Source organism: Streptomyces sp. NPDC005281 (assembly GCF_040607495.1).
GTDB lineage: Bacteria > Actinomycetota > Actinomycetes > Streptomycetales > Streptomycetaceae > Streptomyces.
Genome location: NZ_JBEXGX010000002.1, coordinates 60,034 through 84,617, shown reverse-complemented (window position 1 = coordinate 84,617; position 24,584 = coordinate 60,034). Strand labels below are relative to the sequence as shown.

19 protein-coding genes and 3 pseudogenes are annotated in these 24,584 nt (G+C 69.8%); 12 read left to right on the top strand and 10 right to left on the bottom strand.

The genetic code is table 11. From position 1 onward, the window contains the following. Positions 1-229 precede the first annotated feature (229 nt). Entirely contained in the window at positions 230-1,723 is a 1,494-nt protein-coding gene (locus tag ABZV42_RS03115; RefSeq protein ID WP_356050725.1) for a tannase/feruloyl esterase family alpha/beta hydrolase, read from the top strand. A gap of 108 nt (positions 1,724-1,831) precedes the next feature. Here ABZV42_RS03115 and ABZV42_RS03110 read toward each other — a convergent pair whose 3' ends face one another. Then, complete coding sequence (locus ABZV42_RS03110; protein WP_356050724.1) at positions 1,832-2,407, bottom strand: hypothetical protein; 576 nt, start codon at positions 2,405-2,407, stop codon at positions 1,832-1,834. Between the two features lie 445 nt (positions 2,408-2,852). Here ABZV42_RS03110 and ABZV42_RS03105 point away from each other — a divergent pair. Continuing rightward, positions 2,853-4,553 (top strand): annotated as a pseudogene (locus tag ABZV42_RS03105) (NPCBM/NEW2 domain-containing protein); the annotation flags it as partial. Beyond that, a complete protein-coding gene (locus ABZV42_RS03100) occupies positions 4,545-5,009 on the top strand; it encodes an NPCBM/NEW2 domain-containing protein (protein ID WP_356050907.1) in 465 nt (154 codons plus the stop codon). The pseudogene ABZV42_RS03105 and the gene ABZV42_RS03100, both read left to right, overlap by 9 nt. A gap of 57 nt (positions 5,010-5,066) precedes the next feature. On the opposite strand, the gene ABZV42_RS03095 is transcribed toward ABZV42_RS03100, so the two are convergent. Both ABZV42_RS03095 and ABZV42_RS03090 read right to left on the bottom strand, forming a co-directional pair. Next, positions 5,067-5,663: an NAD(P)-binding domain-containing protein gene (locus ABZV42_RS03095; protein ID WP_356050723.1), complete on the bottom strand. Its 597-nt coding sequence runs from the start codon at positions 5,661-5,663 to the stop codon at positions 5,067-5,069. A gap of 42 nt (positions 5,664-5,705) precedes the next feature. Continuing rightward, a complete protein-coding gene (locus ABZV42_RS03090; protein ID WP_356050722.1) occupies positions 5,706-6,524 on the bottom strand; it encodes a 3'(2'),5'-bisphosphate nucleotidase CysQ in 819 nt (272 codons plus the stop codon). Between the two features lie 137 nt (positions 6,525-6,661). Between ABZV42_RS03090 and ABZV42_RS03085 the strand changes: the two genes are divergently transcribed. From ABZV42_RS03085 to ABZV42_RS03075, 3 genes are all read left to right on the top strand, one after another. Beyond that, the gene (locus ABZV42_RS03085) at positions 6,662-7,567 is read left to right on the top strand and encodes a LysR family transcriptional regulator (RefSeq protein ID WP_356050721.1); all 906 of its coding nucleotides are present in this window, start codon (positions 6,662-6,664) and stop codon (positions 7,565-7,567) included. 157 nt (positions 7,568-7,724) lie between these two features. After that, positions 7,725-8,654, top strand: a complete 930-nt coding sequence (locus tag ABZV42_RS03080; RefSeq protein ID WP_356050720.1) for an ADP-ribosylglycohydrolase family protein — start codon at positions 7,725-7,727, stop codon at positions 8,652-8,654. Between the two features lie 596 nt (positions 8,655-9,250). Next, complete coding sequence (locus ABZV42_RS03075) at positions 9,251-10,660, top strand: glutamate decarboxylase (protein WP_356050719.1); 1,410 nt, start codon at positions 9,251-9,253, stop codon at positions 10,658-10,660. On the opposite strand, the pseudogene ABZV42_RS03070 reads toward ABZV42_RS03075, so the two are convergent. From ABZV42_RS03070 to tnpA, 3 genes and pseudogenes are all read right to left on the bottom strand, one after another. Next, positions 10,638-10,846, bottom strand: a pseudogene (locus ABZV42_RS03070) (hypothetical protein); the annotation flags it as partial. The gene ABZV42_RS03075 and the pseudogene ABZV42_RS03070 sit on opposite strands and share 23 nt — an antisense overlap. Positions 10,847-11,120: 274 nt before the next feature. Then, on the bottom strand, positions 11,121-12,104 hold the full coding sequence (locus ABZV42_RS03065; protein WP_356050718.1) for an NAD(P)-dependent alcohol dehydrogenase: 984 nt from the start codon (positions 12,102-12,104) through the stop codon (positions 11,121-11,123). Positions 12,105-12,208: 104 nt separating this feature from the next. Further along, positions 12,209-12,632: pseudogene (gene tnpA / locus ABZV42_RS03060) on the bottom strand (IS200/IS605 family transposase). 53 nt (positions 12,633-12,685) lie between these two features. Here tnpA and ABZV42_RS03055 point away from each other — a divergent pair. The 6 genes from ABZV42_RS03055 (at position 12,686) to ABZV42_RS03030 (ending at position 19,807) form a co-directional block, all read left to right on the top strand. Further along, positions 12,686-13,900: a transposase gene (locus tag ABZV42_RS03055; protein WP_356050717.1), complete on the top strand. Its 1,215-nt coding sequence runs from the start codon at positions 12,686-12,688 to the stop codon at positions 13,898-13,900. Positions 13,901-13,937: 37 nt separating this feature from the next. Then, positions 13,938-14,081 (top strand): hypothetical protein, encoded by a 144-nt coding sequence (locus ABZV42_RS03050; protein ID WP_356050716.1) that lies wholly within the window; start codon positions 13,938-13,940, stop codon positions 14,079-14,081. A gap of 454 nt (positions 14,082-14,535) precedes the next feature. After that, positions 14,536-17,520, top strand: coding sequence for a BTAD domain-containing putative transcriptional regulator (locus tag ABZV42_RS03045; protein WP_356050715.1), 2,985 nt, complete (start codon positions 14,536-14,538; stop codon positions 17,518-17,520). A gap of 122 nt (positions 17,521-17,642) precedes the next feature. Next, complete coding sequence (locus ABZV42_RS03040) at positions 17,643-17,867, top strand: hypothetical protein (RefSeq protein WP_355982594.1); 225 nt, start codon at positions 17,643-17,645, stop codon at positions 17,865-17,867. Positions 17,868-17,953: 86 nt separating this feature from the next. Then, positions 17,954-18,868: an aegerolysin family protein gene (locus tag ABZV42_RS03035; protein WP_355982596.1), complete on the top strand. Its 915-nt coding sequence runs from the start codon at positions 17,954-17,956 to the stop codon at positions 18,866-18,868. 60 nt (positions 18,869-18,928) lie between these two features. Continuing rightward, a complete protein-coding gene (locus tag ABZV42_RS03030; protein ID WP_355982598.1) occupies positions 18,929-19,807 on the top strand; it encodes a ribosome-inactivating family protein in 879 nt (292 codons plus the stop codon). Positions 19,808-20,109: 302 nt separating this feature from the next. Here ABZV42_RS03030 and ABZV42_RS03025 read toward each other — a convergent pair whose 3' ends face one another. From ABZV42_RS03025 to ABZV42_RS03010, 4 genes are all read right to left on the bottom strand, one after another. Then, entirely contained in the window at positions 20,110-20,463 is a 354-nt protein-coding gene (locus tag ABZV42_RS03025) for a PRC-barrel domain-containing protein (protein ID WP_355982600.1), read from the bottom strand. 224 nt (positions 20,464-20,687) lie between these two features. After that, positions 20,688-20,864, bottom strand: a complete 177-nt coding sequence (locus ABZV42_RS03020; RefSeq protein ID WP_355982602.1) for a hydrophobic protein — start codon at positions 20,862-20,864, stop codon at positions 20,688-20,690. Positions 20,865-21,433: 569 nt separating this feature from the next. Further along, positions 21,434-21,838, bottom strand: a complete 405-nt coding sequence (locus tag ABZV42_RS03015; protein WP_355982604.1) for a hypothetical protein — start codon at positions 21,836-21,838, stop codon at positions 21,434-21,436. Positions 21,839-22,094: 256 nt separating this feature from the next. Continuing rightward, positions 22,095-24,206, bottom strand: coding sequence for a hypothetical protein (locus ABZV42_RS03010; protein WP_355982606.1), 2,112 nt, complete (start codon positions 24,204-24,206; stop codon positions 22,095-22,097). Between the last annotated feature and the right edge of the window lie 378 nt (positions 24,207-24,584).

Genomic DNA, 24,584 nt, shown 5'->3' with positions numbered 1-24,584 from the left:
CCGCTCCCCGCCTGCGAGATCCGGAGGAAGGGCCAGTATGAGCGGAACATCGGCAAGATGCGCGAGGATTCGCCGGTTCACCGTACCGGCGGCCATGGTTCTGCTGGCAGGCGCGATCCGGGTGCTTGGGGCCGGACCCGCCGGCGCGAGCACCCCGGCCGAGCCCGGCCACCTGACATCGGTACCGCGGTGTTCGGGGCTCGACCGGATGCGGATTCCGGCATCGGTCATGAGCCTGCCGACAACCGGCGGCCGCGTCGAGTCGGTGTCGGTCAGGACCGGCCTCGTCGGCGGGGAAGCGGTCACCTATTGCCAGGTCGACGCCGACATCTTCCCCGTCGATCCGACCGCGCCCCATGTCAAGATGCGCGTCGACCTGCCGTACGACTGGAACCGCAAGGCGATGATGTTCGGTGGCGGAGGCTACGACGGCACCGTTCCCGACCTGGCGGAGAACGTGCCGTTCGGTCCCACGGACCAGCCGGTGCCCCTGGCCCGGCACTACGCGACCTTCGCGAGCGACTCCGGTCACCAGCAGAGCCCGGCGGCCCCACCGTCCCTCGACGGGTCGTTCGGTGTCAACGACGAGGCCCTGAACAACTTCGCCGCCGGTGACGCGCTCAAGAAGACGCGCGACGCGAGCCTGTTCATCGTCCGGCACGCCTACGGGGCGGACCCTGCCGAGGTCTACTTCTCGGGCGGATCGACCGGAGGCCGTGAGGCGCTCGTCGTCGCTCAACGGTGGCCCGAGGCCTTCGACGGCGTGATCTCCGCCTTTCCCGCCTGGAACAACCTCAGCGAGGGCCTGGACCTGGGGTACCTGGCGCAGGTCCTGTCCCGCCCCGGTGCCTTTCCCGGACCGGCGAAGCAGACGCTGCTCCACGACAGCGTCATCAACGCGTGCGACGGGCTTGACGGTGTCGAGGACGGAGTCGTCTCGAACCCGTCCGGCTGTCACTTCGATCCGCTCACGCTTCGCTGCCCGGGAGGTGCCGATGCCGGACCGAGCTGTTTGTCGGATCCTCAGATCGGTGCCGTGGTCGCCATGTCCACCCCGTTCCGGTGGCCGTACCGGATCGCCAGTGGCGAGACCGGGTACCCCGGGTTCCCGTTTCTGTCGGGGGCGGACATGAGGACCCCGTTCCTCGGATTCGGGACGACCGCGCCGGCCGATCCGATGCCGGTGACGAGCGGTTACGGGCTTCAGTACTGGGATCAGTGGGTCAAGTACTTCCTGACCAGGGACCCGCACCACAGCTCCCTCGACGTCGATCCCCGGAATCCCGGCAAGTGGCTCAGCCGGATCAGCTACTTGTCCACGATCGAGGATCGCAACGACGTGGACCTCGGCCCGTTCGCCCGCGCCGGCGGCAAGCTGATCATGCTCCACGGCGCCGCGGACGAACTGGTCTCCGCCGCCTCGACGAGCGACTACTACCGGCGGCTGCACGACACGCTGGGCCCACGGCAGACCCGCGCGTTCATGCGGTACTACGTCGTACCCGGAGCCAACCACGCGAACTTCGGCACGCCTTCCTTCGCGGCCGCCTGGGACTCGCTCTCCGCGCTCGAACGCTGGGCCGAGCAAGGACAGGCGCCCAGGAACCCGATCGTGTCGGACGCGCTCCACGACCGCACACGTCCCCTGTGCGCGTACCCGGACTGGCCCCGGTACCGCGACGGCGCCCCGGACAGCGCGTCCAGCTTCGTCTGCACACACTGACGAGCCCCGCGAAGGACCGAAGTGCCCGGTTGCCGGACGAGCGGCCGCACACGCCACGGGGCCCCGCGCGATTCACATGCGAGGGCGCCGTGACGCGTGCGGGTCGGGTCAGCGGGTGGTGCGGGCGGACCCCGAACCACCAGGGGCGCGAGGTGCCCAGGTCGGCTCCGCCGTGGCCTCCTTCATGGACGGTTCGTCCATGAGGACGTGCCAGCCGTCGGCACCCGCGTCCCCGTCGAGACGCACGCTGATCTCCTTCCTCTGGCCGGTGTCCTGGAAGTACAGGACGACGGTCTGACGCTCGGAGCCCTCGTCGTAGAAGTCCGCCGCGACCTTCCCGCCGGCCCCCTTCTTGAACGCCTCTATCCAGTTGCCGGCCGTGCGGCGCGCGGCATCCTTGTCACCGTCACCGTCACCGTCACCGTCACCGTCACCGTCACCGGTGGCGAGAGCCGCGAGCCGGCCGGGGGAATCGTCCGCGATCCGCCAGACGAGCTGCTGTGTGACGCCCAGTGAGCCGGTGGAGGGGTAGCCGAGCACGCGCAGCGGCTCATGCCCGGCGTAGTCCTCGGCGTAGTGGGCGTCCGCCGAGTCGCCCGTGGACGAGCACCCGGTCAGCACCGCGAGCAGCACCCCCGCCGTCAACGCTCCGGCCATCGGGCCGCGCGCGGTCCCTGCCCTCATTTGGCACTCCTGGGTCGGATGTTCAGGACTCTTCGTTGAACACCGCGCATGTACGGCGTGGGTAGGAATTTCCTCCCCTGAGGATGTTCGGCATCGCGGCGGCGTTCCGGAAATCCCGGGCAGGGCGCACCACTTGGGGGTGTGCCCGGTCACATCGGTCTGTTGGGGCGAATTGACTGGCGGCGGTGAGCAATGCCGTTGCGTGGTCGCGGAGGGGCCGGTGTCGCTGACCGTGACGGTGTACGGAATCGAGGGCGCGGTCCGTGCGGACTGGCGGGAGCGCTGGGCCGGGCGGTGGCGAACTGCCCTACGAGAGGCAGTGATTACGTTGTGAAGCACAAGGGGTGCGCGGTGTATTGACATGTATGGGACACGGCGCTGAGATGTGTTTGATTTCGTTCGGCCACGTTGAATTGTGCGTCAATCACCCCCCTCGGAGCCGCACATGCGTCACGAACGGCACCCTTTCGAACGGCACTCCTTCAGGCGCCGGCTGGCGGCAGCCTCCGCCTCGCTGGCGCTGATCGCCGGAGGCGGCACGGTCGCCGCCCTGGCCGCGGTCGCCCTCCAGGTCGCCGCCGCACCCCCCGCCGCCGCCGTCGAGAACGGTCTGGCCCGTACGCCCCAGATGGGCTTCAACAACTGGAACTCCACCCACTGCAGGGCCGAGTTCAACGAGGCGATGGTGAAAGGCATCGCCGACACCTTCGTGTCGCAGGGACTGAAGGACGCCGGCTACACATACGTCAACATCGACGACTGTTGGGCGCTGCCGAACCGGGACGCCTCGGGCAACCTGGTGCCGGACCCGGCGCGGTTCCCGAACGGGATCAAGGCGGTCGCGGACTATGTGCACTCCAAGGGGCTGAAGTTCGGCCTGTATTCGAGTGCGGGGACGAAGACCTGTGACACCCAGGGGTTCCCCGGCGGCCTCGGCCACGAGCAGCAGGACGCCAACCTGTGGGCGTCCTGGGGTGTCGACTACCTCAAGTACGACAACTGCAACAACACCGGTGCCGACGCGAAGACCCGCTACAAGGCGATGGGTGACGCGTTGAAGGCCACCGGCCGGCCGATCCTCTACAGCATCTGCGAATGGGGCTCCAACCAGCCCTGGAACTGGGCGCCGGACATCGGCAACTCCTGGCGTACGACAGGAGACATCAGCGACTCCTGGTCCAGCATGATCGGCATCGCGCACCAGAACCAGTCGCTGGCCTCGTACGCCAAGCCGGGTGCCTGGAACGACCCGGACATGCTGGAGGTCGGCAACGGCGGAATGACCGACGCCGAGTACCGCACCCACTTCAGTCTCTGGTCCGAGATGGCCGCGCCGCTGCTGATCGGCAGCGATCTGCGCACCGCGAGCCCGGCGACGTTGGCGATCCTGAAGAACACCGATGTCATCGCGGTCGATCAGGACAGTCTCGGTAAGCAGGCCACTGTCGTCTCCGGCTCAGGCGGACTCGTCGTGATGTCCAAGCCCCTTGCCGACGGCGGGCGTTCGGTGACGCTCACCAATGAGAACGCGAGCGCGCAGACGGTCTCCACCACCGTCGACCAGATCGGGATCGGCGGAGCGTCCTCGTACGCCCTCAAGGACCTCTGGTCCAAGGCGACCAGTTCGACGACGAGTGCGATCAGCGCCTCGGTTCCCGCGCATGGCACGGTGATGTACCGCGTCACTCCGGGCAGCCCGGTGCCACCGCCGACCGGCGTGAGCCAGCTCAGTGATCTGCCGTGGACGTCGGCGGTCAACGGCTGGGGACCGGTGGAGCGCGACCGCAGCAACGGCGAGCAGGCGGCCGGCGACGGGAAGCCCCTGACCGTTGGCGGGACGACGTACGCGAAGGGGCTCGGTACCCACGCGTCGAGCGAGATCACGTACCACTTGGGCGGCAAGTGCAAGACGGTCGGCGCCGATGTCGGGGTGGACGACGAGGTGAGCAAACCCGGGACGGTGGTCTTCCAGCTCTTCAAGGACGGTGCGAAGGTCGCGGACAGCGGTGTGCGCACGGCGAGTGATCCACCGGTGCACATCGGCGCCGACGTCACCGGCGCCACCACACTCGAACTGGTCGTCACCGACGCCGGGGACGGTATCCAGTACGACCACGCCGACTGGGCCAACGCCCAACTGACCTGCGGCAACGGCCCCTCGGCCGGCACACACCAGCTGAGCGACCTCACCTGGACATCGGCCTCGAACGGCTGGGGCCCGGTGGAGAAGGACCGCAGCAACGGCGAGCAAGGGGCGGGCGACGGCAAGACGCTCACCCTCAATGGGGTGACGTACGCGCAAGGCCTCGGCGTGCACGCGGCGAGCTCGGTGACGTACTACCTGGGTGGCACCTGCACCTCGCTCAGCACGGCGGTCGGCGTCGACGACGAAGCGGGCAGCAATGGCGCGGTGGACTTCCAGATCTACCGGGACGGCACGTTGGCCGCCGACAGCGGAGTCGTCAAGGGGCCAGACGCGGCCAAGCAGTTGACCGCCGATCTCACCGGCGGCCAGGAGCTGAGGCTGGTCGTCACCGACGGCGGGAACGGTGTCGACTACGACCACGCGGACTGGGCGGGCCCCCGGCTCACCTGCTCCTGAGGGGGCCGGCGGCGATGAGGGGCCGGCCCCACTGCCGGGCGGTGAATTGTGTTCGGATCAGCGGGCGATCGAGATCGCGAAGGGTGTGAACCCGCTGGACCGAATCACGTGCGGCACGAACAGAATCGCGGCCTCCGTGGCGCGGGCGGTCCGGATCCCACCGAGATCAGTGATCCACTCCTCGCGCCAGCCGAGGTCGACGAGCAGTTCGCGGACGGTCTGCTTGGCCTGCGGGTCCTCGCCGGAGAGGAAGGCGTCGGGCGCCTGGGTGAGGGTGGCCGGTGCGGTCATCACCGGGAAGAGCATGGTGTTGAGTGTCTTGACGACGCGTGTTTCGGGGAGTGCTTCCTGGAGTTGTTCAGCGAGGCTGGAGCCGGGGTAGATCAGGTCGGCGGGCAGTCCGTCGGGGCCGTCGACGGTCGCGTTGGAGACGTCGACGAGGATCTTGCCGCGCAGTTCCCCGCTCAGGGCGAGGAGCCGTTCCAGTGAGCCGGCGCCCGGGGTGGCGTTGATGACGATCCGGGCTGTCCGGGCGGCGCCGGCGGCGGCGCCCGGAGTGCGGTCCGCCACGGTCACCTCATGCCTGGCCCGGGTGAGAGCCGTGGCCAGGCTGCCGCCGACGCGGCCGTTTCCGAGAACTGCGATCTTGGTCATGATGAATTTGGTCCTTCCGTTCGTGCCGGTTGTGGTGCGTGGTCAGCGCGAGAGTGTGGCGACGGCCTCGGCGTGGACGCCGGGCGCGGCGGCCAGGAAGCTCTCGCTCAGCGGGGTCCAGGGGCGGCCCTCGGCGTCGGAGATCACTCCGCCGGCCTCGGTGACGAGCAGCACCCCGGGCAGCAGGTCCGCGCGGGCGCCGGAGTACTGCCAGAAGGCGTCGATCCGGCCCGCGGCGACGTTCAGCAGGTGCAGGGTCGCGGGCACGGCGGTGCGGACGACGAGCGCGTCGAAGAGCATCGCGGTGATCGAGGAGCCGACGCGCCGCACGACCTTCTCGTCCTCGTCCGGCCGGGCCTGGCTGGTGGCCACGAGGCTCAGGCCGAGTTCCGCGGTCCCGGAGACGCGCAGCGGCCGGCCGTCGAGGTGGGCGCCCGCGCCGGTGAGCGCGGTGTAGGTCTCGCCGGTCAGCGGCAGGTGCACCACGGTGAGCACCGGCTGGTTCTCGCGCACGAGGGTGGCGGTCACCGCCCATTCCGGCAGGGCGTGCAGGTGGTTGACGTTTCCTTCGGCCGGATCCACGACCCACCATTCGCCGGCCGGTAGCGCCCCGCCGTCCAGCTCGTCCTCCACCCAGCCGGCGTCCGGGCGCAGGCGCGTGAGGCCGGGGCGCAGGATGTCGAGGGCCGTGTCGTCGTTGACGGCGAGGGCGCGCATCAGCTCTTCGCGGGTCTCGTAGCGGACCACCTCGCCGAAGCGCTCGCGCAGCGCCGATCCGGCCGCGCGCACGACGGTGGCGGTCTGACCGAGCAGGTCGGCGTCGGAGGTGGCGTCGGCGGTGGTCTGAAGCGTTTCGGACATGGCGGTACTCCCGTGTGAGGAGGGGTGATGAGGCTGGTCGGGCCAGGCGGTGTGTTCCGTCCTGCGCTCTTGCCTCGAAGGTATAGAGCCCCATCGTTAACTTCAAATGCATGTCAAGCACGTCTAGGATTACTCGCATGCAATTGGATTTGAACCTGCTCACCGCCCTCGACGCACTGCTGGAGGAGGGAAGCGTGGCCGGGGCGGCCGCGCGTCTGCATGTGACCGCACCCGCGATGAGCCGAAGTCTGGGCCGAATCCGGCACACGACCGGGGATCAGATCCTGGTGCGCACGGGGCGCACGATGACCCCGACGCCGTATGCCATCGCCGTCCGGGAACAGGTGCACGAGCTGCTCCACCAGGTCCAGGGAGTGCTGGCACCGAGCCGTGAACTCGATCTGGCAACGCTGGAGCGCACTTTCACCCTCCGCTGGCACGATTCCCTGGTCGCCTTGAGCGGCCCCGCACTGCTCACGGCCGTTCGCGGACAGGCACCAGGCGTGCGCTTGCGCTTCGTCGCGGAATCGAGCATCGACACGCCCGAGTTGCGGCGCGGCGAGGTCGACCTGGAGGCGAACGCCAACCGCCCGAGCGCACCGGACATCCGTGCCGAGAGCGTGGGCGAGACCCTCCTCGTCGTCGTCGTGAGGCAGGAGCACCCCCTCACCCGCGTCGGGCCCCTCACGGCGGAGCAGTACGCCGCCGCTGAACACGTCACCGTCTCGCGACGCGGAAACCTCAGCAATGCCATAGACGACGCCCTCGCGCGGCTGGGCCTCACCCGCCGTGTGGTGGCGACCGCGCCCACGGAAGCGGCCGCGTTGGAATTCGCGCGTGGCTCCGATCTCCTGATCAGCGTCCCCGAAGCCACCACGCGCTCCACGGTCGCCGACCTCGGCCTGGTCGTCCTCCCCCTCCCGCTCGAACTGCCGGCGGCACCGGTATACCTGTCGTGGCATCAGCGTTACGACACCGACCACGCCCATGCATGGCTGCGCGACCTGGCGCGAACCGCGCTGGTCATTGGCGGAGCGTCATAGTCGGCGCCGACCGGCCGCTTCACCCAGACGTCCACGCGAGGACCCTGACGCCGCGCGGGGCCGCTGCTCGGACCCGCGCCACCGCCCGCGGCCTCACCCGCCTTCAACTGCCCCTAATTGCAGCGCCGTGGCGCCGTCTCGTTGCCATACTGCCCTGATGATCACCGTGCCCTCTGTCGTGCTGGATTCGTTGTACGGGCTCGCGTTCGGCGATGCCTTCGGTGACCGTTGGTTCGGCATCCTGCGCCGGGACGGTCAGGCGGCCCTGGAGGCGCGGGTGCTGCCCCCGGAACCGCTGTGGCAGTGGAGCGACGACACCGCCCAGGCGCTCGTGCTGGTGCGTGAACTCGCCGAGGGCGGCGGGACCGTCGACCAGGACCGTCTCGCCCTGCGCCTCGCTGCGGCCTACGCCGCGGACACGCACCGCGGCTACGGAGCGTCCATGCACGACGTGCTGCGCCGGATCGGCGCGGGCGAGCCCTGGCAGGAGGTGGTCGCCGGGCAGTTCGGGGGCCAGGGCTCCTGGGGCAACGGCGCGGCCATGCGCGCTGCCCCGCTCGGCGCCTGGCACGCCGACGACCTCGACGCGGTCGCCGAGCAGGCCGCCCGCCAGAGCATCGTCTCGCACCACCACCCGGAGGCGGTCGCGGGCGCCGTGGCGGTCGCCCTCGCCGCGGCGCTGGCCACCCGTAGCCGGGGCGGGCTCGCCCCGGCCCGGCCGGACTTCCTGTGGGCGGTTGCCGAGCAACTCCCCGACAGCGACGTCCGGTCGGGAATCCGCATCGCGGCCCGGATGCCCGAACACACCTCGGTCCGGCACGCAGCCGAGATCCTGGGCTCCGGCTACCGGATGTCGGGGCCCGACACCGTCCCGTACGCCCTGTGGTGCGCGGCAGGGCACCTCGACGACCTGCACGAGGGCCTGTGGTTCACGGTCGCCGGGCGCGGCGACATCGACACCACCTGCGCCATCGCAGGCGGGGTGATCGCCGCCCGCACGGGTGTCGCCGCCCTTCCGCCCGCTTGGCACGCGGCCCGCGAGCCGCTGCCCCCGGTCGTGGCGGAACAGCAACTCCCGGCGGACTGAACTGACGGGGACTTGGGGTGGGAGTTGGGGTGGCGCGGCCCGGGCAATGGAGTGTCGATACCGATGCCGGCCGGGCATCGGCGAGACACCGCGCCCGCTCTGCGGCCTCTGTCGGCCGACTGCCCGGTCGTCCGCGGTGGCCCTGCGCCACCACCCTTCCGATCGTCAACCAACCCGCACGGTCGTAGGCCCGCGAAGCCGGTCCTGGCGTCGGCCCGAGGTCGCCCCGTACTCCACGAGCACGGTCACCCGCACGACGCTGCGGGCATGGGAGCGGTGTTGTACCTCGCGTACGACACAAGGCACTTCGCCCGGGGTGTCCATGCCCGCCACCTGGGCTTAGATCGGCGGCGGGGAGCCAACCCAGTCGGGCGCACCATGTGGTCAAAGCCGGTACGGCCCTCGGGGGCGTAACACGGCTTACGCCGCTACGGCCGTGACCGCCGGGCTACGTTCGCGATCCCGATTCAGAACCTCCCACGTCCACCCGGCCGCTGTCGCCGTCTACCAGCTCTGAAACAGTGGAGCCGCCCGCAGACTCCTCCGGACCTGGCCCACCCCGAACTGACCCGCGAGGGTCGCCGTTGCCTTTTGGTGTGTCCCTCGCTCGTAGCAGGCTCTGGCGCTGCTTGAATCAGTCTGTGACTAAAAGTGACGATTCAGCCCTTTTCGGTAACCGATTCCTGACCAAGCCCGCCCCCGCGGAGACCTTCCCCGAGGAAGGCATGTCAGCGACGGAGGCGATGAGGCTCGTGGACGTGGACCTCGCCATGGAGGGCGACCCGCAGCGCAACCTCGCCACGTTCGTCACCACCTGGATGGAGCCGGAGGCACAACGGCTGATCGCCGAGAACCTCCACCGCAATTTCATCGACCATGCCGAGTACCCCATCTCCGCCGAGATCGAGCAGCGTTGTGTGCGCATGCTCGCCGATCTCTTCCACGCGCCGGGCAAGACGGCCGGATGCCGGACCCAAGGATCGTCCGAGGCGATCATGCTCGGCGCGCTGTCGCTGAAGTGGAAGTGGCGCGAGCGCCGCCAGGCGGCCGGCCTGTCCACCGACCGGCCCAACCTGATCTTCGGGGGAGACGTCCACGTCGTGTGGGAGAAGTTCTGCCGCTACTTCGACGTCGAGCCGCGGATCGTACCGCTCGCCGAGGGCAAGTACACGATCGGCCCGGAGGACGTGGAACCCCGCCTCGACGAGAACACGATCGGCGTCGTCGCCGTCCTCGGCACCACGTTCACCGGCCACAAGGACGACGTCGTCGGGATCGACAAACTCCTGCGGGACGTCCGCAAGGAGCGGGACCTCGACATCCCGATCCACGTGGACGGAGCCAGCGGCGCATTCGTGTGGCCCTTCCTCTACCCGGACTCGAAATGGGACTTCCAGCTCGAGCAGGTCCGGTCCATCAACGTCTCGGGACACAAATACGGCCTGGTCTACCCCGGCATCGGCTGGCTGATCTTCCGCGAGGAGTCCGACCTGGCCAAGGACCTCGTCTTCTACGAGAACTACCTGGGCAAGACGGATGCGACGTTCACGCTGAACTTCTCCACCGGCGCGTCGATGGTGCTCGCGCAGTACTACAACTTCGTACGCCTCGGACGTCAGGGCTACACCTACGTCATGAAGATGATGCAGGAGAACGCCCGCGCACTGGCGGACAACCTGCGCGACGGCGGCCGCTTCGAAGTGATCGGGAGCGACCTCGAGCAACTGCCGCTGGTCGCCTTCCGACTCGCCGGCGAACACGCCTACGACGAGTCCGACATCGCCTGGCAGCTCTCGGCCGAGCGGGGCTGGATGGTGCCGGCCTACACGCTCCCGCCCAACGCGGAGCGAGTGAAGATCATGCGCGCCCTGGTCAAGGAGACCATGAGCCGCGAGCAGATCGACCGCCTGGGCCAGGACATCGCCGACGCGTGCCGCACGCTGGACGCCAAGGGCGCGACCCATGGGACCGAACGAACCCAGGTCAAGCGCGGCACCGGCTACTGACGCACCGCGCCGCAGAGCGACCGGGCGCCGGCGACCTCGGACGAACCCGTCCGGCACTCTCGGCCTTGGCACGCAGGATCGTCAGGAACGCCCCCCAACCGGCATCGGCGATCGAACGGTTCAGTCCGGTCCCGACGCTGCCCCGTTGGGCAGGAACGCGCCTGCCCGGTCGGGCTTTGGGGCGGGGATCTGCGCGCATGCCTCGACTCGACGAAGGCGGGAGCGATGAGGCACGGCGCGCCAGACCATCGCCGATGGGCTCAAAGACGACGAGGGAACGGACACGCTCATTTCGGGCGCTCAGTCATCCTGTGCCTGAGCGCTTCGGCTGGCCGCTCTGTGCCCAGTGGCCGCTTGGGGTCGCCTTGCCGCTGTTGGTTATGCGGCGTAGTCGGTCGCCAGACGTGGCAGCGTCCGGGAGTTGCTGGTCGACGGCATGTGTCGGCGTCGGCCTGCGGTGTCACTCGGCGGGCAGGGTGAGTGCCAGCTTGCCCGTGACGCGGCCGTCGAGAAGGTGCCGGACGGCTGTAGCGGTCTCGGCGAGCGGGTAGATGCGGTCCATGACAGGGCTGAGCGCACCCGCTTCGATGAGACCGGTGAGGTCGCGCAGTCCGTCGGCGTGTTCGGAGGCGATGAAGGTGCCCAGGTGCCGGCGGGTGAACGGGGACAGCATCTGTGCGCGGAGCTGCCGGTCGGTGCCGCCGAGCCAGCGCCCGTTCGTCTCGCCACCGGTGATGACCAGCCTGCCGCGGGGCGTGAGGGCGCGGCGCAGATCCCGTAGACCTCGGTTGCCTGCGATGTCGATGATGGCGTCGTATCGTCGCGGGCCGGCGAGGAAGTCCTCGCGGGTGTAGTCGATCACGTCGTCGGCGCCCAGCGCTCGTACGGCGTCGAGCTTGGGCATGCTCGCGACGGCCGTGACGTGGGCACCGAAGGAGTGGGCGAGTTGGACGGCGTAGGTGCCCACGCCGCCGGCGGCTCCCGTGATCAGGACCTGCTGGCCCTCCTGGACCTTGCCCTTGTCGCGGACCGCCTGGAGTGCGGTGAGCGCGCTGACGGGTACCGTCGCCGCCTCCTCGAAGGTGAGTCCGGCCGGCTTGGGGGCGATCCTGTCGGGACGGGCGGCGGCGTATTCGGCGAACGCGGCCGCTGCCGTGCCGTAGACCGCGTCTCCGGGCGCGAACCCGGTCACGTCGGGGCCGACCGCCTCGACGACACCGGCGATGTTGCGGCCGGGGTTGGGGAGTTTCGGACCGCGCAGCCCGCTCACGGCCCGGACCGCGTAGGGCAGGCCGGCCATCAAGTGCCAGGTGCCCCGGTCCACGCTGGAGGCGTGCACCCGCACCAGTACCTCGCCCGGCCCGATGCCGGGCCGGGGGAGCCGCGCCGTGCGCAGTACGGCTTCCGGCTCGGCGCCGTAGTGCTCCTGCACGACAGCCGCCATCCTTTGTTCTTCGCAGGGAATCGCGGCCTTCAGGCCGGGCGGGAATGCGATCCTCGGCCCGGAGGCGCGAAGCGCCGAAGTTCTCTGCGTCTTCGGGGTGAGGGTCAGGCCGGCCGTTTCTGGTTCTCGATGTAGTCCTTGACGATGCTCGGCGGTGCGCCGCCGCAGGACCCCGCGAAATACGACGGGGACCAGAACACCGAGCCGGTCCCGATCTGGTTGATTCGGCCGGTGTACTGCGCGCAGATATCGGGAGCTGACGCCCTTGAGAGAGTTGACGAGCTTGGACAGGGCGATTTTCGGCGGGTAGTGCACGAGCAGGTGGACGTGATCGCCTTCACCGTTGAACTCCCGCAGCTCCGCGCCGAAGCTCTCGCACACGTCCCGCATGATCGCCTCGCAGCGCGTCAGCATCTCGCCGTTGAAGACCTCTCGCCGGGACTTCGTGACAAACACCAAGTGTGCGTGGACGTGGTGGACAACATGATTTCCCGCCTGTTGTCCGGATCTGGTTCCCAGCGTGATCACATGGGCCAAGGGTAGTTAGGATCGAGTGAAATCGGCTGGAGGGGGTGGGCTGGATGATCCGTGCGTACAAATTCCTCCTGCGGCCCACCGTCCGTCAGGCCCAGGCGCTGACGGAGATGCTGCGGGATCACTGCTCCCTCTACAACGGGGCCCTGCAAGAGCGCCGCGACGCCTGGCGGCACGTCTCGAAGACCAGCGTCAGGTACGGGATGCAGTCCGCGCAGCTCAAGGAGGTCCGGGCGTTCGACCCGGAGCGTCAGGGCCGCTGGTCGTTCTCCTCACAGCAGGCCACTTTGCGCCGTCTGGACAGGGCGTTCGCCGCGTTCTTCCGACGGATCAAGTCCGGCGACACCCCGGGCTACCCGCGCTTTCGTGGGGTGAACCGGTTCGACACGGTGGATTTCCCGAAGGACGGGGACGGCTGCCGCTGGGACTCCACCCCGCACGAGGCGGTCACCCGCGTCCGCTTCCAGGGCATCGGGCACGTGAAGGCCAATCAGCACCGCGCCGTGAGAGGCAGGGTCAAGACCGTCTCCGTCAAGCGCGAGGGCCGCAGGTGGTTCGTCGTGCTCACCGTCGAACAGGAACAGCCACAGCCACTGGCATCGACCGGCAGCACGGTCGGGATCGACCTGGGCATCGCGAACTTCCTCGCCGACTCGGGCGGCGCCTTCGTGCCCAACCCGCGCCACGGCCGCCGGGCCGCCGCCAAACTCCAGGCCGCGCAGCAGGCCCTGTCCCGGTTCCCGCGCTGCAAGGCCAAGGACCGCACCGCCAACCACCAACGTGCGGTGGAGAAGGTCGCTCGGCAGCATGGCAAGGTCCGCCGCCAACGGCTGGACCACGCACACAAGACCGCGCTCGACCTGGTGCGCACATACGACTTCATCGCGCACGAAGACCTAAAGATCCGCAACATGAGCAAGGCCCCCGCACCGAAACCCGACCCCGGCCGGCCGGGCAGCTTCCTGCCCAACGGGGCCGCCACCAAGGCCGGGCTCAACAAGTCGATCAACGATGCCGGATGGGGGGTGTTCTTGACGATCCTGCACGCCAAGGCTGAGAGTGCCGGACGGGAAGTGATCGCCGTGGACCCCCGCAACACCTCCCGCACCTGCCCCCACTGTGGGCACATCGCGAAGCAGAACCGGCCCAGCCAGGAAAAATTCCACTGCGTCGCCTGCGGCCACCACGCGCACGCCGACACCGTCGCAGCCACCAACGTCTTACGGGCCGGGCTGGTCCATCGCCACGCCAACACGGCATAGCGACAAGCCCCGTTCTTCAGGGCGGGGAGGAGTCACCATGAGCGGTTTCGGCGACGGCGAGTACCCGTACCTGAACGAGATCGCGACCGCCCACGTCATGCGTCCCGGGTACGCCTACGGCGACGAGTTCGAGTTCGGCCTGGACCTCATCCTCGACGGCCTCCAGCAAGCGGCGGACTGACCAGCCGGCGGCGTGCCCGCCGCACGATCCGGTGCACTGTCTTGTCGAACGAGTGGGGCGGAGTAGCCCAAGAGAGTTGACGCACCATGAGCACCCCCGTCGGAGCCAGGACATGGCCTGCCTGCCCCGAGCCTGAGCGCGATCATGTGGCGGCCGACTGCGGCGCTCAAGTGGCCAACTGAAGCCTCAGTCACAACCGGTAGGTCCGGGCTCGCTCGCGTGTCCCGCGAGAGCTGGATTCACGCGGGCAGGCCGCCGACATGTACAGGTCCGGCAGGCCGCGCGAGCCATCGCCCGGTCGCCGTGATGATGTCGTCCATGCCCACCCAACTCCCACTCACATATGGCCCTCATCTGCCGTTTCCGGTCCCGAAATGGCGCGTTCCCGTTCTCCGACAACCGAGTGTCGTTCCGCTTCCCTCTTCGCATTACAACGAAGCGCGGAGGAGGCACGATGGAGTTCAGGCTGTTGGGGACGGTGGGGATCGTCACGGAATCGGGCCACCTCACACTCGGCCCGCCCAAGCGGTGCAGTCTGCTGGCCACCCTGCTACTGCGGCCGAACCGGCCCGTGCCCGTGTCAGCCCTGGGCAAGGCGCTGTGGGAGGGGGAGCCGCCGGTTCGGGCGCGCTCGGTCGTCCAGGGCCACGTCTCCCACCTGCGCAGCCTCATCGAAGGCTCGGGCGGCGCCGGGCACGGCGTGGACCTCGTCACCCACACAGGTGCTTATGAACTGCGCACGCCAGCAGGCCGGGTGGACAGTGCGCGGTTCAAGGAACTGGTACGGCAGGCCCGGTCCCAGCCGGACGCCGCCGAGGCGGTGCTGCTGCTGCACCGGGCATTGGCGCTGTGGCAGGGCCCCGCCCTCACCGGCACCACCGCCGGCCCCCTGCTGCTGGACGCGGCCCGCGCCCTGGAGGAGGAGCGGGTCGGCGCGGTGGAGCAACTGGCCGACGCCTACGGCACGCTGGGGCAGCACGAGCGAGCGGCCGCCGAGCTGGACGCCGAGATCGGCGCCTATCCGCTGCGTGAGTCGCTGGCGGCCGCCCTGATCCTGGCACTCCACCGCTCGGGCCGGCGGGCGCAGGCCGTGGAACGCTTCCACCAAACGCGGCGGCTCCTCGCCGACGAGCTGGGCGTGTGTCCCGGGCCGCGGCTCACCCAGGCCTTCGAAGAGGTACTGCGCGACGAACCGCTGGCACCTCGCCACACACGACCGTCCCCGGCCCGACCGCCGTCACCGGATACGTCGTCGTGCCCGGCCGGACAGTCGTCCCCGGCCGGGCAGTCTTCCCCGGGCGCGTTGTCGTCGCCGGCCGAGCCGCCGTGGCCGGCCGACTCGCCGTCGCCATCCGGGCCGGTGACTCCGGCCGAGCCACCGTCGTCGGTCGACTCGCCGTCATCGTCGGGGCCGGTGACTCCGACCCGGCTGCCGTCCCCGGCCGCGCCGCCGTCCTGCGCGCCCGCGGCGCCGCGTACCGGTGCCTTCGGCGGGCGGGGCTCACTGCCGCGCTCCCCGGGAGGCTTCACCGGGCGCGCGGCTCAGCTGGCCCGGCTGGACGCGCTGACCGTGGAGGACGCGCCCGTCTGCCTGGTCACGGGCCCCGCGGGCGTCGGCAAGACTGCACTGGCCGTGCACTGGGCCCACCACAACGCCGGCCGGTTCCCCGACGGCCTGCTCTTCGCGGATCTGGGCGGCTTCGGGGCATCCGGCCCGGCGGACGGGGAACTCGTGCTCCACGGGTTCCTGCGGCGGCTCGGAGTGGCCCCGGAAGACATCCCGGACTCGGCGGAGGGTGCGGGTGCGCTCTACCGGGAGCTGACCGCGGACCGGCGCGTCCTGGTGGTGCTCGACGACGCGGGCTCCTCGGCGCACGTGCGCCCCCTGCTGCCCGGCGGAGCCCGCTGCGTCACCCTGGTCACCTCACGGGACCGGCTGGGGGGTCTGATCGTCTCCGAGGCGGCCCGGCCCGTACCGGTCAACATCCTGGACGACGGTGACTCCGCGGCGCTGCTGGTCTCCTTACTCGGAGCGCGACGGGTCGCCGCCGAGCCCGCCGCCGCACGGCACTTGGCCGGACTGTGCGGAGGACTGCCGCTGGCCCTGCGGGTGGTGGCGGCCCGGCTGGCCTACCAGCCGGACACTTCCCTCGAAGGGATGGCCGCACAACTCCTGGACGGCAACCGCAGACTGGCCCTGCTGTCCGTGGACGACCGGGGACCGCGCGCCGCCCTCGGCGCCTCGCTGCGGCACGTCGCGCCCCAGGACCGCCGGATGCTGTACGCGCTGGCGTCGCACCCGGGCGGACGCATCGACGTCCACGCGGCGGCGGCCCTGGCCGGGACCACCGAGGATGCCGCCCTGGGCGCGCTCGACACCCTGGCCGGAGCCCACCTCGTGGTGGAGGAACGCGACGGTCACTGGTCCCTGCACGACCTGATCCGCCTCTACGCCCGCACCACCGGCCCGCGGTCGGAGGACGCCGTGGCCGGGCCGGGCGCGGAGGGCGCGCTGCGGCGGCTGGTGGACCTGCTGCTGCGCACCTGCCTGGCCGCCACCGAGGCCGCCGAGCCCTCGTCGCAGGTGTGCTGCGCGCTGCCGCCGGAGACCTGGCTGCCGTTCACCCGCCCGGAGTTCACCTCCCGTCCCCAGGCTCTGCGCTGGTATGCCGAGCAGCGGGAACTGCTCGCCCGGACGGTCGCAGCCGCCCGTGCCGGGGGACTGCACGCGCAGGCGTGGCGGCTGGGCATCCTTCAGTGGCCGCTGATGATCCTGCGTCCGCGCGACGAGTGGTGCCCCCTGCTGGCCGACGCGCTCGACTCCGCTCAGCGTGACCCGTACGCGGCCGGCGGCGACGGCGAGTCGCGGGTCCGGGCGCTGCTCGGCTGGCTCCTGATCGAGCAGGACCGGTTGCCCGAGGCCCTGCGACACCTGGAGGCGGCCCCCCCGATGGCCGTGGACCCGGTCTCCGAGGCCACGGCCCGGATCAACCTCGGCATGGCGTACGCCCGGGCCGGTGAGGTCCGGCGGGCCCAGGCCGAGTGTCTGCGCGGACTGGCGCTGGCGGTCCGCTGCGGCCATCTGCCCAGCCGGCGCCTGGCCCTTCAGCATCTCGCCCGGATGGCCCTCGACGGCGGCCGGCCCGAACAGGCGCTGGCCCGCGTCCGGCAGGCGCTCACGCTGACCCGCGCGGAGGAGGAGGTCGCCGGATGGGTGTTGCTGCGCCTCCAGTGCGGGCAGGCCCTGTGGCAGCTCGGCCGCACCGCCGAGGCCCTGGCGGAACTGGAGGAGTCCGCCGGGCGGGCGGAGGTGCACGGCCTGCACGAGTCGGCCGGGCACGCGCTGGAACTGCTCTCGCGGATCACGGGCGCGCAGGAGTACGCCGAGCGCCGCGCCGCGTTGGCCGCGCGAGCCGAGGAGGGCCTACGGCGGGCGTGAGCGGGGCGTCAGCGGTACGTCGGTGAGACGTGGGCGAAACGTGGGCGGGTGGCGACAGGCTCGTCCCGTCTCTGACGAACAGCCGCTCGCGGCACACACACAACGGTGGACTTGCTATGCGCATGCGAAAGACCGCTGCCGGATCCCTGGTCCTGGCGGCACTCCTGCTCGGTGGCGCTGGCGCCCAGTCGGCGCAGGCGGCCGACTACCGAATCCCGGGCGGTCACTACGACACGTACGTCGCGTGCCGCACGGCCGGTTCGCTGAGCGTCGGCATGGGGCTGTTCAGCCGCTTCGAGTGTGTGGACAACGGAGGCGGCGCGTTCGACCTGTTCTACGTGAGCTGATCAGTCGCCCGGCCGGAACGGCCTTGCAGCCGGGCCGGCCCCCTCTCCCCTCCGCCCTTTTCCCTTTCCCGGAAGGCATGTGCACGATGTCCGCACGTTCCATACGTTCCGCACGCTCCGCACGCCGCCCCGCCCGCTGGCGGGCCGTGGCCATGTCCGTGGCCGCGTTCGCCGGTGCCGCCGCGGGTCTCGCCCCGGCCGCGCAGGCGGCACCCGCCACCGGCGCCCCTGCGTCCGCCTCCGTGAGCGCCTCCTCCGCCCGCAGCGTGGCCGTGGCCTTCAGCAACAACACCGACCAGCAACTGATCCGCACCTACTCCAACCTCTCGCACGGCTGTTGGGACAACGACAGCCTCCCGCCCGATTACGTGGCCAAGCACACCAGCCCCCGCTGGGGCAGTCACTCCTGCGGGATGCTCACGGGCACCGAGGGATACACCAACTTCAAGATCGCGGGCACCGACCAGGTGGTCTACCTCCACTGGGACAACCCCTACTCGGGCCACAACAGTTACGGGTGCGACGCCCCGGCCGGGTACAACTGCGCGATCAGCGACGGCGGCGGCGACAACGCCACCGTGTACATGACGCTCACCGGCGGTCCGGCGCGGCTGACGGCCCGCACCGCCGGCGTGGTCCGCACCGCCAGTGCGGCGCGGAGCACCAGGGTCTACCTCACGAACTACTCGGGCCGTTCGTTCGTGCGCACCGGGGCGAGCCTGTCACACGGCATCTGGAGCGAGAACGCGCTGCCGCCGTCGCTCATCAACCCCAGCGACAGCGGCACCTGGCAGAGCGAGTCCGACGGCTTCATGACCGGCACGGAGGGCCAGGCCACTTACACGATGTCGGGCGGCGGCACCGTCTCGGTCGGCTGGGACAACCCGTTCAGCGGCCACAACAGCTACAGCTGCAACGTCTCCGCCGGGTTCGCGTGCGACCAGGTGGGCGGCGGCGGCGACAACGCGCGGGTCACCTTCACGGTCCGCAGGACCGCCTGACCTGCCCGCTGACCGTCGTACGACCGGCTCGGCGCACACCCGACCCTCATAAGGAGCACCATGCGCAAGGAAATACCCGCCCTCCTGCTCGCCGCCGCCCTGCTCACCGGCGCCGCCCCCGCCGCACAGGCCGCCGACGCCCACCCGCACACGGCGGCGACGGCCGTGGCAGTACGACCCCAGGTCGTCCTGAACCCCGTCTTCTGGGACTTCCAGAGCAGCGATGCCTCGGTGATCCGCAACACCTACGGCCAGGCCATCAGCCGGCTGCGCCAGTCCGCCGGTCACGCGTACGCGGCCGACACGTCGTTCCAGGTGACGAGCGATCAGGCCGACATCGCGACGATGACCGTGCTGCTTCCCGGAAATCGCCGGGTCAGCCTCCACTACACCACCGACAACCTCTACCTGCGCGGCTTCTCGGTGGGTCAGGGAGACGTGGTGCAGTTCAACGACTTCGACCTGGGTCATGAGATGGACCGCAACGCGCGCACCCTGCCGTTCAACGGCAGGTACGGAACGGAACACGGGCACCTCGAAGCCAACTCGTCCCGTACGCGCGCCCAGATCAGCTTCAGCCGTCGCGCTCTCAGTGAGTCGCTGGAGAACCTGTACAACTTCGCGAACGAGTCGGGGAACGTCAACAACCAGCAGGTCGCCACCGCCGCTCTCACCCTCGTCGCCGCGACATCCGAGGGGGCCCGCTTCCAGCCCGTGTACCAGGACGTCCTGAACGCGATACCGGGAGAAGGCGGCGCCAGCCAGTCCGGCGACGACCTGATACTGGAGAACAACTGGAGCAGTCTGACCGCCTTCACCCGCCGGCTCGCGAACCACGAGAACCCTGCCGAGCTGGTCCTGGGCAACCGCCGCTTCCGCACCATCCAGAACGTCCGCAACGTCCTGGTCATGCTGCTGTCCAGCTCGTCTCGCCCGTAAGCAGGTCCCGGCCCCGGCGCGGGCGGCCTCGCACGGCGCCGCCCGCGCCCCCGGCCGGCTGGTCGGAGAGGGACCCGGGGAGCCGGAGGCGTTGTGCACCCGCTTGGTGGATGCCTTCGTAGAGGACCTCGACGAGGACGTCGTCTTCGCTGCCCGCCTTCATCCGCCCCGGTCCCCGATGCCCGGAGCCGGCCGACCAGCAAGTGCCGGCCGGGCAGACCAGTCGTCCGCAGGCAGCACGAGGGCGGGTGGCGAACAGAGGACGTCTGTTCGCCACCCGCCCTCGTGCCGGTGCTGTCAGGTCAGATCGTGCGCAAGCCGGTGTAGTAGCCGCCGACGTGCTCGTGATAATCGGCGTCGCCGAGGTGCTTGTCCTGGACGAACTCGGGGGAGTGCTTGATCTGGTCCTTGGTGAGGGAGACGTAGATCTTCTCCTCCTGCTGGTCGACCGACTGCACGGTGCCGGCCGGAAGCAGGACGTGCTTCCCGAAGATCCATACGCCGGTGTCGACGACGAGGTAGGAGGAGTCGACCTCGTCCGAGTGCTTGTCGACCTTCCCGATGCTGCCGTCGGTGGCCTCGACCTTGTATCCGATCAGGTCGGTGCCCGCGATGTAGCCGGTGGTCGGCTGGTAGCCCCAGATGCTGTCACTCATACGAAAGGCTCCCTCATCGAAATTCGTTGAATCCGCAGCTGAACTACGGTATCTGTCGAGGTGTCACCGAATTCGATGACGTTTCCTCGCGGAGTCGGGTTCCCAGGCATTGGAGTCCGACACATTCTGACCCGTTCAAATGTCCGGATGGCTGGAAGTGCTGTACCGGGTACCGGGGGTTCCCGGCGCCGCGGTGCCCTTCGGGCCGACAAAGCGCAGGGCGCCTACCAGCGATACCAACGACCTCGATTGCCGCTGCGTGTCCCGGGACGGATGACGAAGCCGAGGGCCCACACGATCAGCACGATGACGGCGGCCCACCACAGAGCCTTCAGCGCGAAACCGGCACCGAAGAGGATCAAGGCGAGCAGAAGAACCAGAAGAAGAACCATAGGTATCAACCTCCGGGCCACCGTGTGCCCCGCGGATCGACCTCCACTCCTGTGGATTTCACCTACTCCCTCAAGAGCGTTACGCCGCGCAAAGCCAATTCCAAAGCGTCGCGCTTTGGAAATGGAATACGGGGCGACCGCCTTTCCCGGCGGGACATGAGTGGCCGTGACAGCGGACGAGCCTCACGCCAAGAACAAGGCCAGTAGGGGGTAACGGGACCACGGCTGGAGTAGGGTCGCCAGTCCTGAATTCGACCGCTCTGTCAGGCCACCGGTTCGAACAGCCGGTCCGGGTGGTCACGTCTGACGCTGCCCCTACGCATGATCCCCGGCAGGTGGCGTAAAGAGGTGCGCGGGACGACGGTGAGCAGGAGGGCCATGGGGATCGAGACCGGGTCAGTGCACGCGTGCGAGCTGCCGGTCCAGCTCCGCGCCGGGCGATCAGGAAGGGCGGCACCGACCGCACGACATGGTGTTACTCGACGCCATCGAGGACGTGGTCGTTCGCAGACGGCGGCTGGGCGCGCCATGCAAAGCGCGGCGGCCGCATCCGTGGGTCCGGGCCCAACGCGAGGGTGTCATACCTCGTTGAGGGCGACGGTGGCGATGTCGCGTTTGCCGGCCGGTGTCGCCTTGGTCATGACGTGCCGAGTGAGGGCAGTGACGATCTCCAGACCGTACTGTCCGATCCGCCTGGGGTCCACGGCCTGCTCCGGATGGCGGCCCTGACCGAGCCGGTCCGGCGGGTCATGGAAATCGTCGGCCTCGACACGGTCATCGCCTGCTATCCCACTCTCGCCGAAGCCCTCAGACCCTGACCGGCCCCGCGACGGCTGGGCGGCGCCGACGCAAGCTGCGGGCACGGCCGAGAAGGGTGGGGGAGAGGGTCGGCTCTCCTCTCCGGGCTCAAGGACGGTGTCGGCCAGCCCGTCGAGACCGATCGGCAGCAGAGGCAGGACCCGGGCCCACTCCGCGTCCGTCACGTCCGTCGGATACCGCCGCTCACGCGTCGGGGTGTCGGCGGCGCTCTTGAACCGGTGAGCCAGAGACTGACCGAAGTGGACTCCGTCCCCGCGGTGGCGTGCAACGGCAACAACAGGCCTCTTTGGCAGCCGAGTTGGCGTAGGCACCATCCGAGCCACCAAGAGGCCTGTTCCCATGCCCGGCACCGGCCGCAATCATCCGATCGAAACTCCCGTTCCGACGGACACCGCTCAAGATCGAAAAGACAACAGCTTCTCAGCCGCGATGGGTCAGCACCGCTATGTCCGCGCCGAAACCGACCACCAGCCGCCCGTCGGGCGCCACCGTCAGTCCCCTGATACGGGAAGGAAAGGCGTACGAACCGATCTGCTGCCCTGTGCTTGCGTCCCACATCCACACGGTTCGGTCGCCGCCGGCGACGACGACGGGGCGACCGTCCAGCGTGCCGGTCGCCCCCACACGCGCCGCACTGGCGTGCCCCGTCAAAGGCGGTGCCAGAAGTTCGCCCGTGGCCAGGTCCCAGAGGTGGACTCCTTCCGCCTTGAGGCTGGTGAGAATGACGCTGCGGCCTTCGAGCGTCTCCAGGGCCAGGGCGCCTCGTCGCCGCGGCTGCACTCCGATCCATCGGCTCGCGGTCAGGTCCCAGACGCGGCCTTCCTCGGTCACACCGACGAAGCGGCCATCGACTGCCGCGAAGAACTCGATGAAGGGGCTGGTGTATTCGCTGGTCGACCGTCCGTGGAGCTCTTCCCGGGTGGTCAGGTCCCAGATCCGCACCGTCTTGTGCCGGTTGCCGCGCGTGAGGAGGGTGGGCCGTCCGTCCACCGTCCCCGCCGTCAACAGATCCACGGCAGTGGTAGGGCCGGGTAGGGGCTCACCGAGCTGTCTCTTGCCGCCGAGGTCCCAGATCCGCACGCTCGTGTCCGAGCCGCCGGTGACGATGACGCAACTGCCGTCCACGACGGCCGTGGTGAGCCCTGTTACGGAGCCGGCATGACCAGTGAGCCGGCTACCCGTCTCCCTTTCACCGTCGAGGTCCCAGATCCGGACCGATTTGTCGTCGCCACCGGTGACCGCGAGGTGGCGACTGTTCACCACCGCCGTCGCCGCTCCACGCACAGCCCCCTCGTGGCCCGTCAGCGGAGGCCGCAACTGCCGGAGGGTGGGCAGGCCCCACACCTCGACCGGCCCATCGGCGGATGCGGCGAGGACGGCGGGGCGGTCGTGGAGCACCGTCACGGCCGCCGTTTCCACGAACATGGCAGCAACGGGTTCACCGACCTGCTCGCGGGTGGCCAGGTTCCAGACGTGCACCTCGTAGGCGTTGGCGCTGACGGCCATCGGGCACTCGGACGCCGGATCCGTCACCAGAAAGTGCGCCGCGGCGTTCACGTCCAGACTGGCGCAGTGCCCGGCCTCCCCGTCGCTGTCACTGCCGTCTTCCACCGTCCGTTCGTACGCCTGGTCCGCGAACACGGCAGGCTCGTCGGGACTGTCGCCCGGGGCGCCGGACTCCCGTCCCGTGATCAGGTCCCACACTCGGACGGTTTCCTCCCCCGTGATCAGGTCCGTCGCCGCGAGTTCTGAGGAGTGGCTGGTGACAGCGACGGGACGGCCGTCGAGCACCGCCGTCGCCAGAGCGGACACAAAGCCGGTGCGCATGGTCAACGGCTCGCTGTGCTGGGAGAGGGTGGCGAGGTCCCACACTCTCACCACGTCGTCGACGCAGGCGCCGACGACGACCGGCCGGCCCTCGACCAGTCCCGCGGCCAGCGATTTCACCCAGGAGTCATCGCCGGCGGAGCACGTGCCGACCAGTTCTCCTCGCGCCAAGTCCCATACCCGAACGGTGTGGTCGGAGCTGCTGGTGACAGCAACCGCACGACCGTCCAGCACAGCCGTCGCCAGCGCACCCACGGCGCCGGCGTGAGCGGACACGGCCTTGCCGACTCGGCTGCCCGTGGCCAGATCCCACGCGTGCAGCGCGCCGTCCGCACAACCGGCGACAGCCAGACCACGGCCCTCCACGACCACGGTCGCCAACCCGCACACCCTGGCCGGCACCGGCAACGCGTACCGCAGCCGGGAGTCCAGGTCGCCGCCGGTCGCCCACTGCACGACCCAGGGGTCATCCATCTCCTGGCGGACCGCAACCCGGGCGATGGTTCTCGCCAGCTCTCGGTTCCCGTACCGCGCGGCGTCCAGCGCCAGTGCCTGCCGCCGCACGCCCGCACCGGCGTCGCGGTGCACATGCCCCGACGTCCGGTACACAGCAGCCGCCAGCATCTCCTCCTGCCCGGCAGCGCCGTCCAGGCCCGGGAGGATCAGCTCCGGGTCCCCGTGCACCAGCCATCCAGGATCGGTCAACCGGACACCTGCCGCCGCAACTTCACGGTCCGGACCGCTGTTTCGAGGTTCACCAGACATGACCGGCATGGTAACCACGTCACCCTCGTCAACCGTCCGAGCGCAGGCGCCGAAGGTCCGCGTACACACGCCGAAGGAACGTCCCGCGGCACCATACGCGGTTTCACGCACGCCCCCGCCGACGCGGCCGATGCGACCAGAACCCCAGGCACACCGTTTCCCCGGTGTCCGGTGCCCGGTGCCCGGTGCCCGGTGCCCAGGGCCGATCGACCCGTGCACGACGAGCTTCGAAGGCTGCCGCGCGCGGGGCCGGCGGACTCGGTTCGGGCCAAGGGGCCTCGATCGGATGACGAGCTGAGCGAAAGGCTGCCGGACACC

Coding starts and splice junctions, on each gene's coding strand:
- ABZV42_RS03110 (WP_356050724.1), bottom strand. CDS start 2,407: ATGAGGGCAGGGACCGCGCGCGGCCCGATGGCCGGAGCGTTGACGGCG.
- ABZV42_RS03095 (WP_356050723.1), bottom strand. CDS start 5,663: ATGACCAAGATCGCAGTTCTCGGAAACGGCCGCGTCGGCGGCAGCCTG.
- ABZV42_RS03080 (WP_356050720.1), top strand. CDS start 7,725: ATGATCACCGTGCCCTCTGTCGTGCTGGATTCGTTGTACGGGCTCGCG.
- ABZV42_RS03045 (WP_356050715.1), top strand. CDS start 14,536: ATGGAGTTCAGGCTGTTGGGGACGGTGGGGATCGTCACGGAATCGGGC.
- ABZV42_RS03065 (WP_356050718.1), bottom strand. CDS start 12,104: ATGGCGGCTGTCGTGCAGGAGCACTACGGCGCCGAGCCGGAAGCCGTA.
- ABZV42_RS03050 (WP_356050716.1), top strand. CDS start 13,938: ATGAGCGGTTTCGGCGACGGCGAGTACCCGTACCTGAACGAGATCGCG.
- ABZV42_RS03030 (WP_355982598.1), top strand. CDS start 18,929: ATGCGCAAGGAAATACCCGCCCTCCTGCTCGCCGCCGCCCTGCTCACC.
- ABZV42_RS03025 (WP_355982600.1), bottom strand. CDS start 20,463: ATGAGTGACAGCATCTGGGGCTACCAGCCGACCACCGGCTACATCGCG.
- ABZV42_RS03090 (WP_356050722.1), bottom strand. CDS start 6,524: ATGTCCGAAACGCTTCAGACCACCGCCGACGCCACCTCCGACGCCGAC.
- ABZV42_RS03055 (WP_356050717.1), top strand. CDS start 12,686: ATGATCCGTGCGTACAAATTCCTCCTGCGGCCCACCGTCCGTCAGGCC.
- ABZV42_RS03035 (WP_355982596.1), top strand. CDS start 17,954: ATGTCCGCACGTTCCATACGTTCCGCACGCTCCGCACGCCGCCCCGCC.
- ABZV42_RS03085 (WP_356050721.1), top strand. CDS start 6,662: ATGCAATTGGATTTGAACCTGCTCACCGCCCTCGACGCACTGCTGGAG.
- ABZV42_RS03115 (WP_356050725.1), top strand. CDS start 230: ATGAGCCTGCCGACAACCGGCGGCCGCGTCGAGTCGGTGTCGGTCAGG.
- ABZV42_RS03040 (WP_355982594.1), top strand. CDS start 17,643: ATGCGAAAGACCGCTGCCGGATCCCTGGTCCTGGCGGCACTCCTGCTC.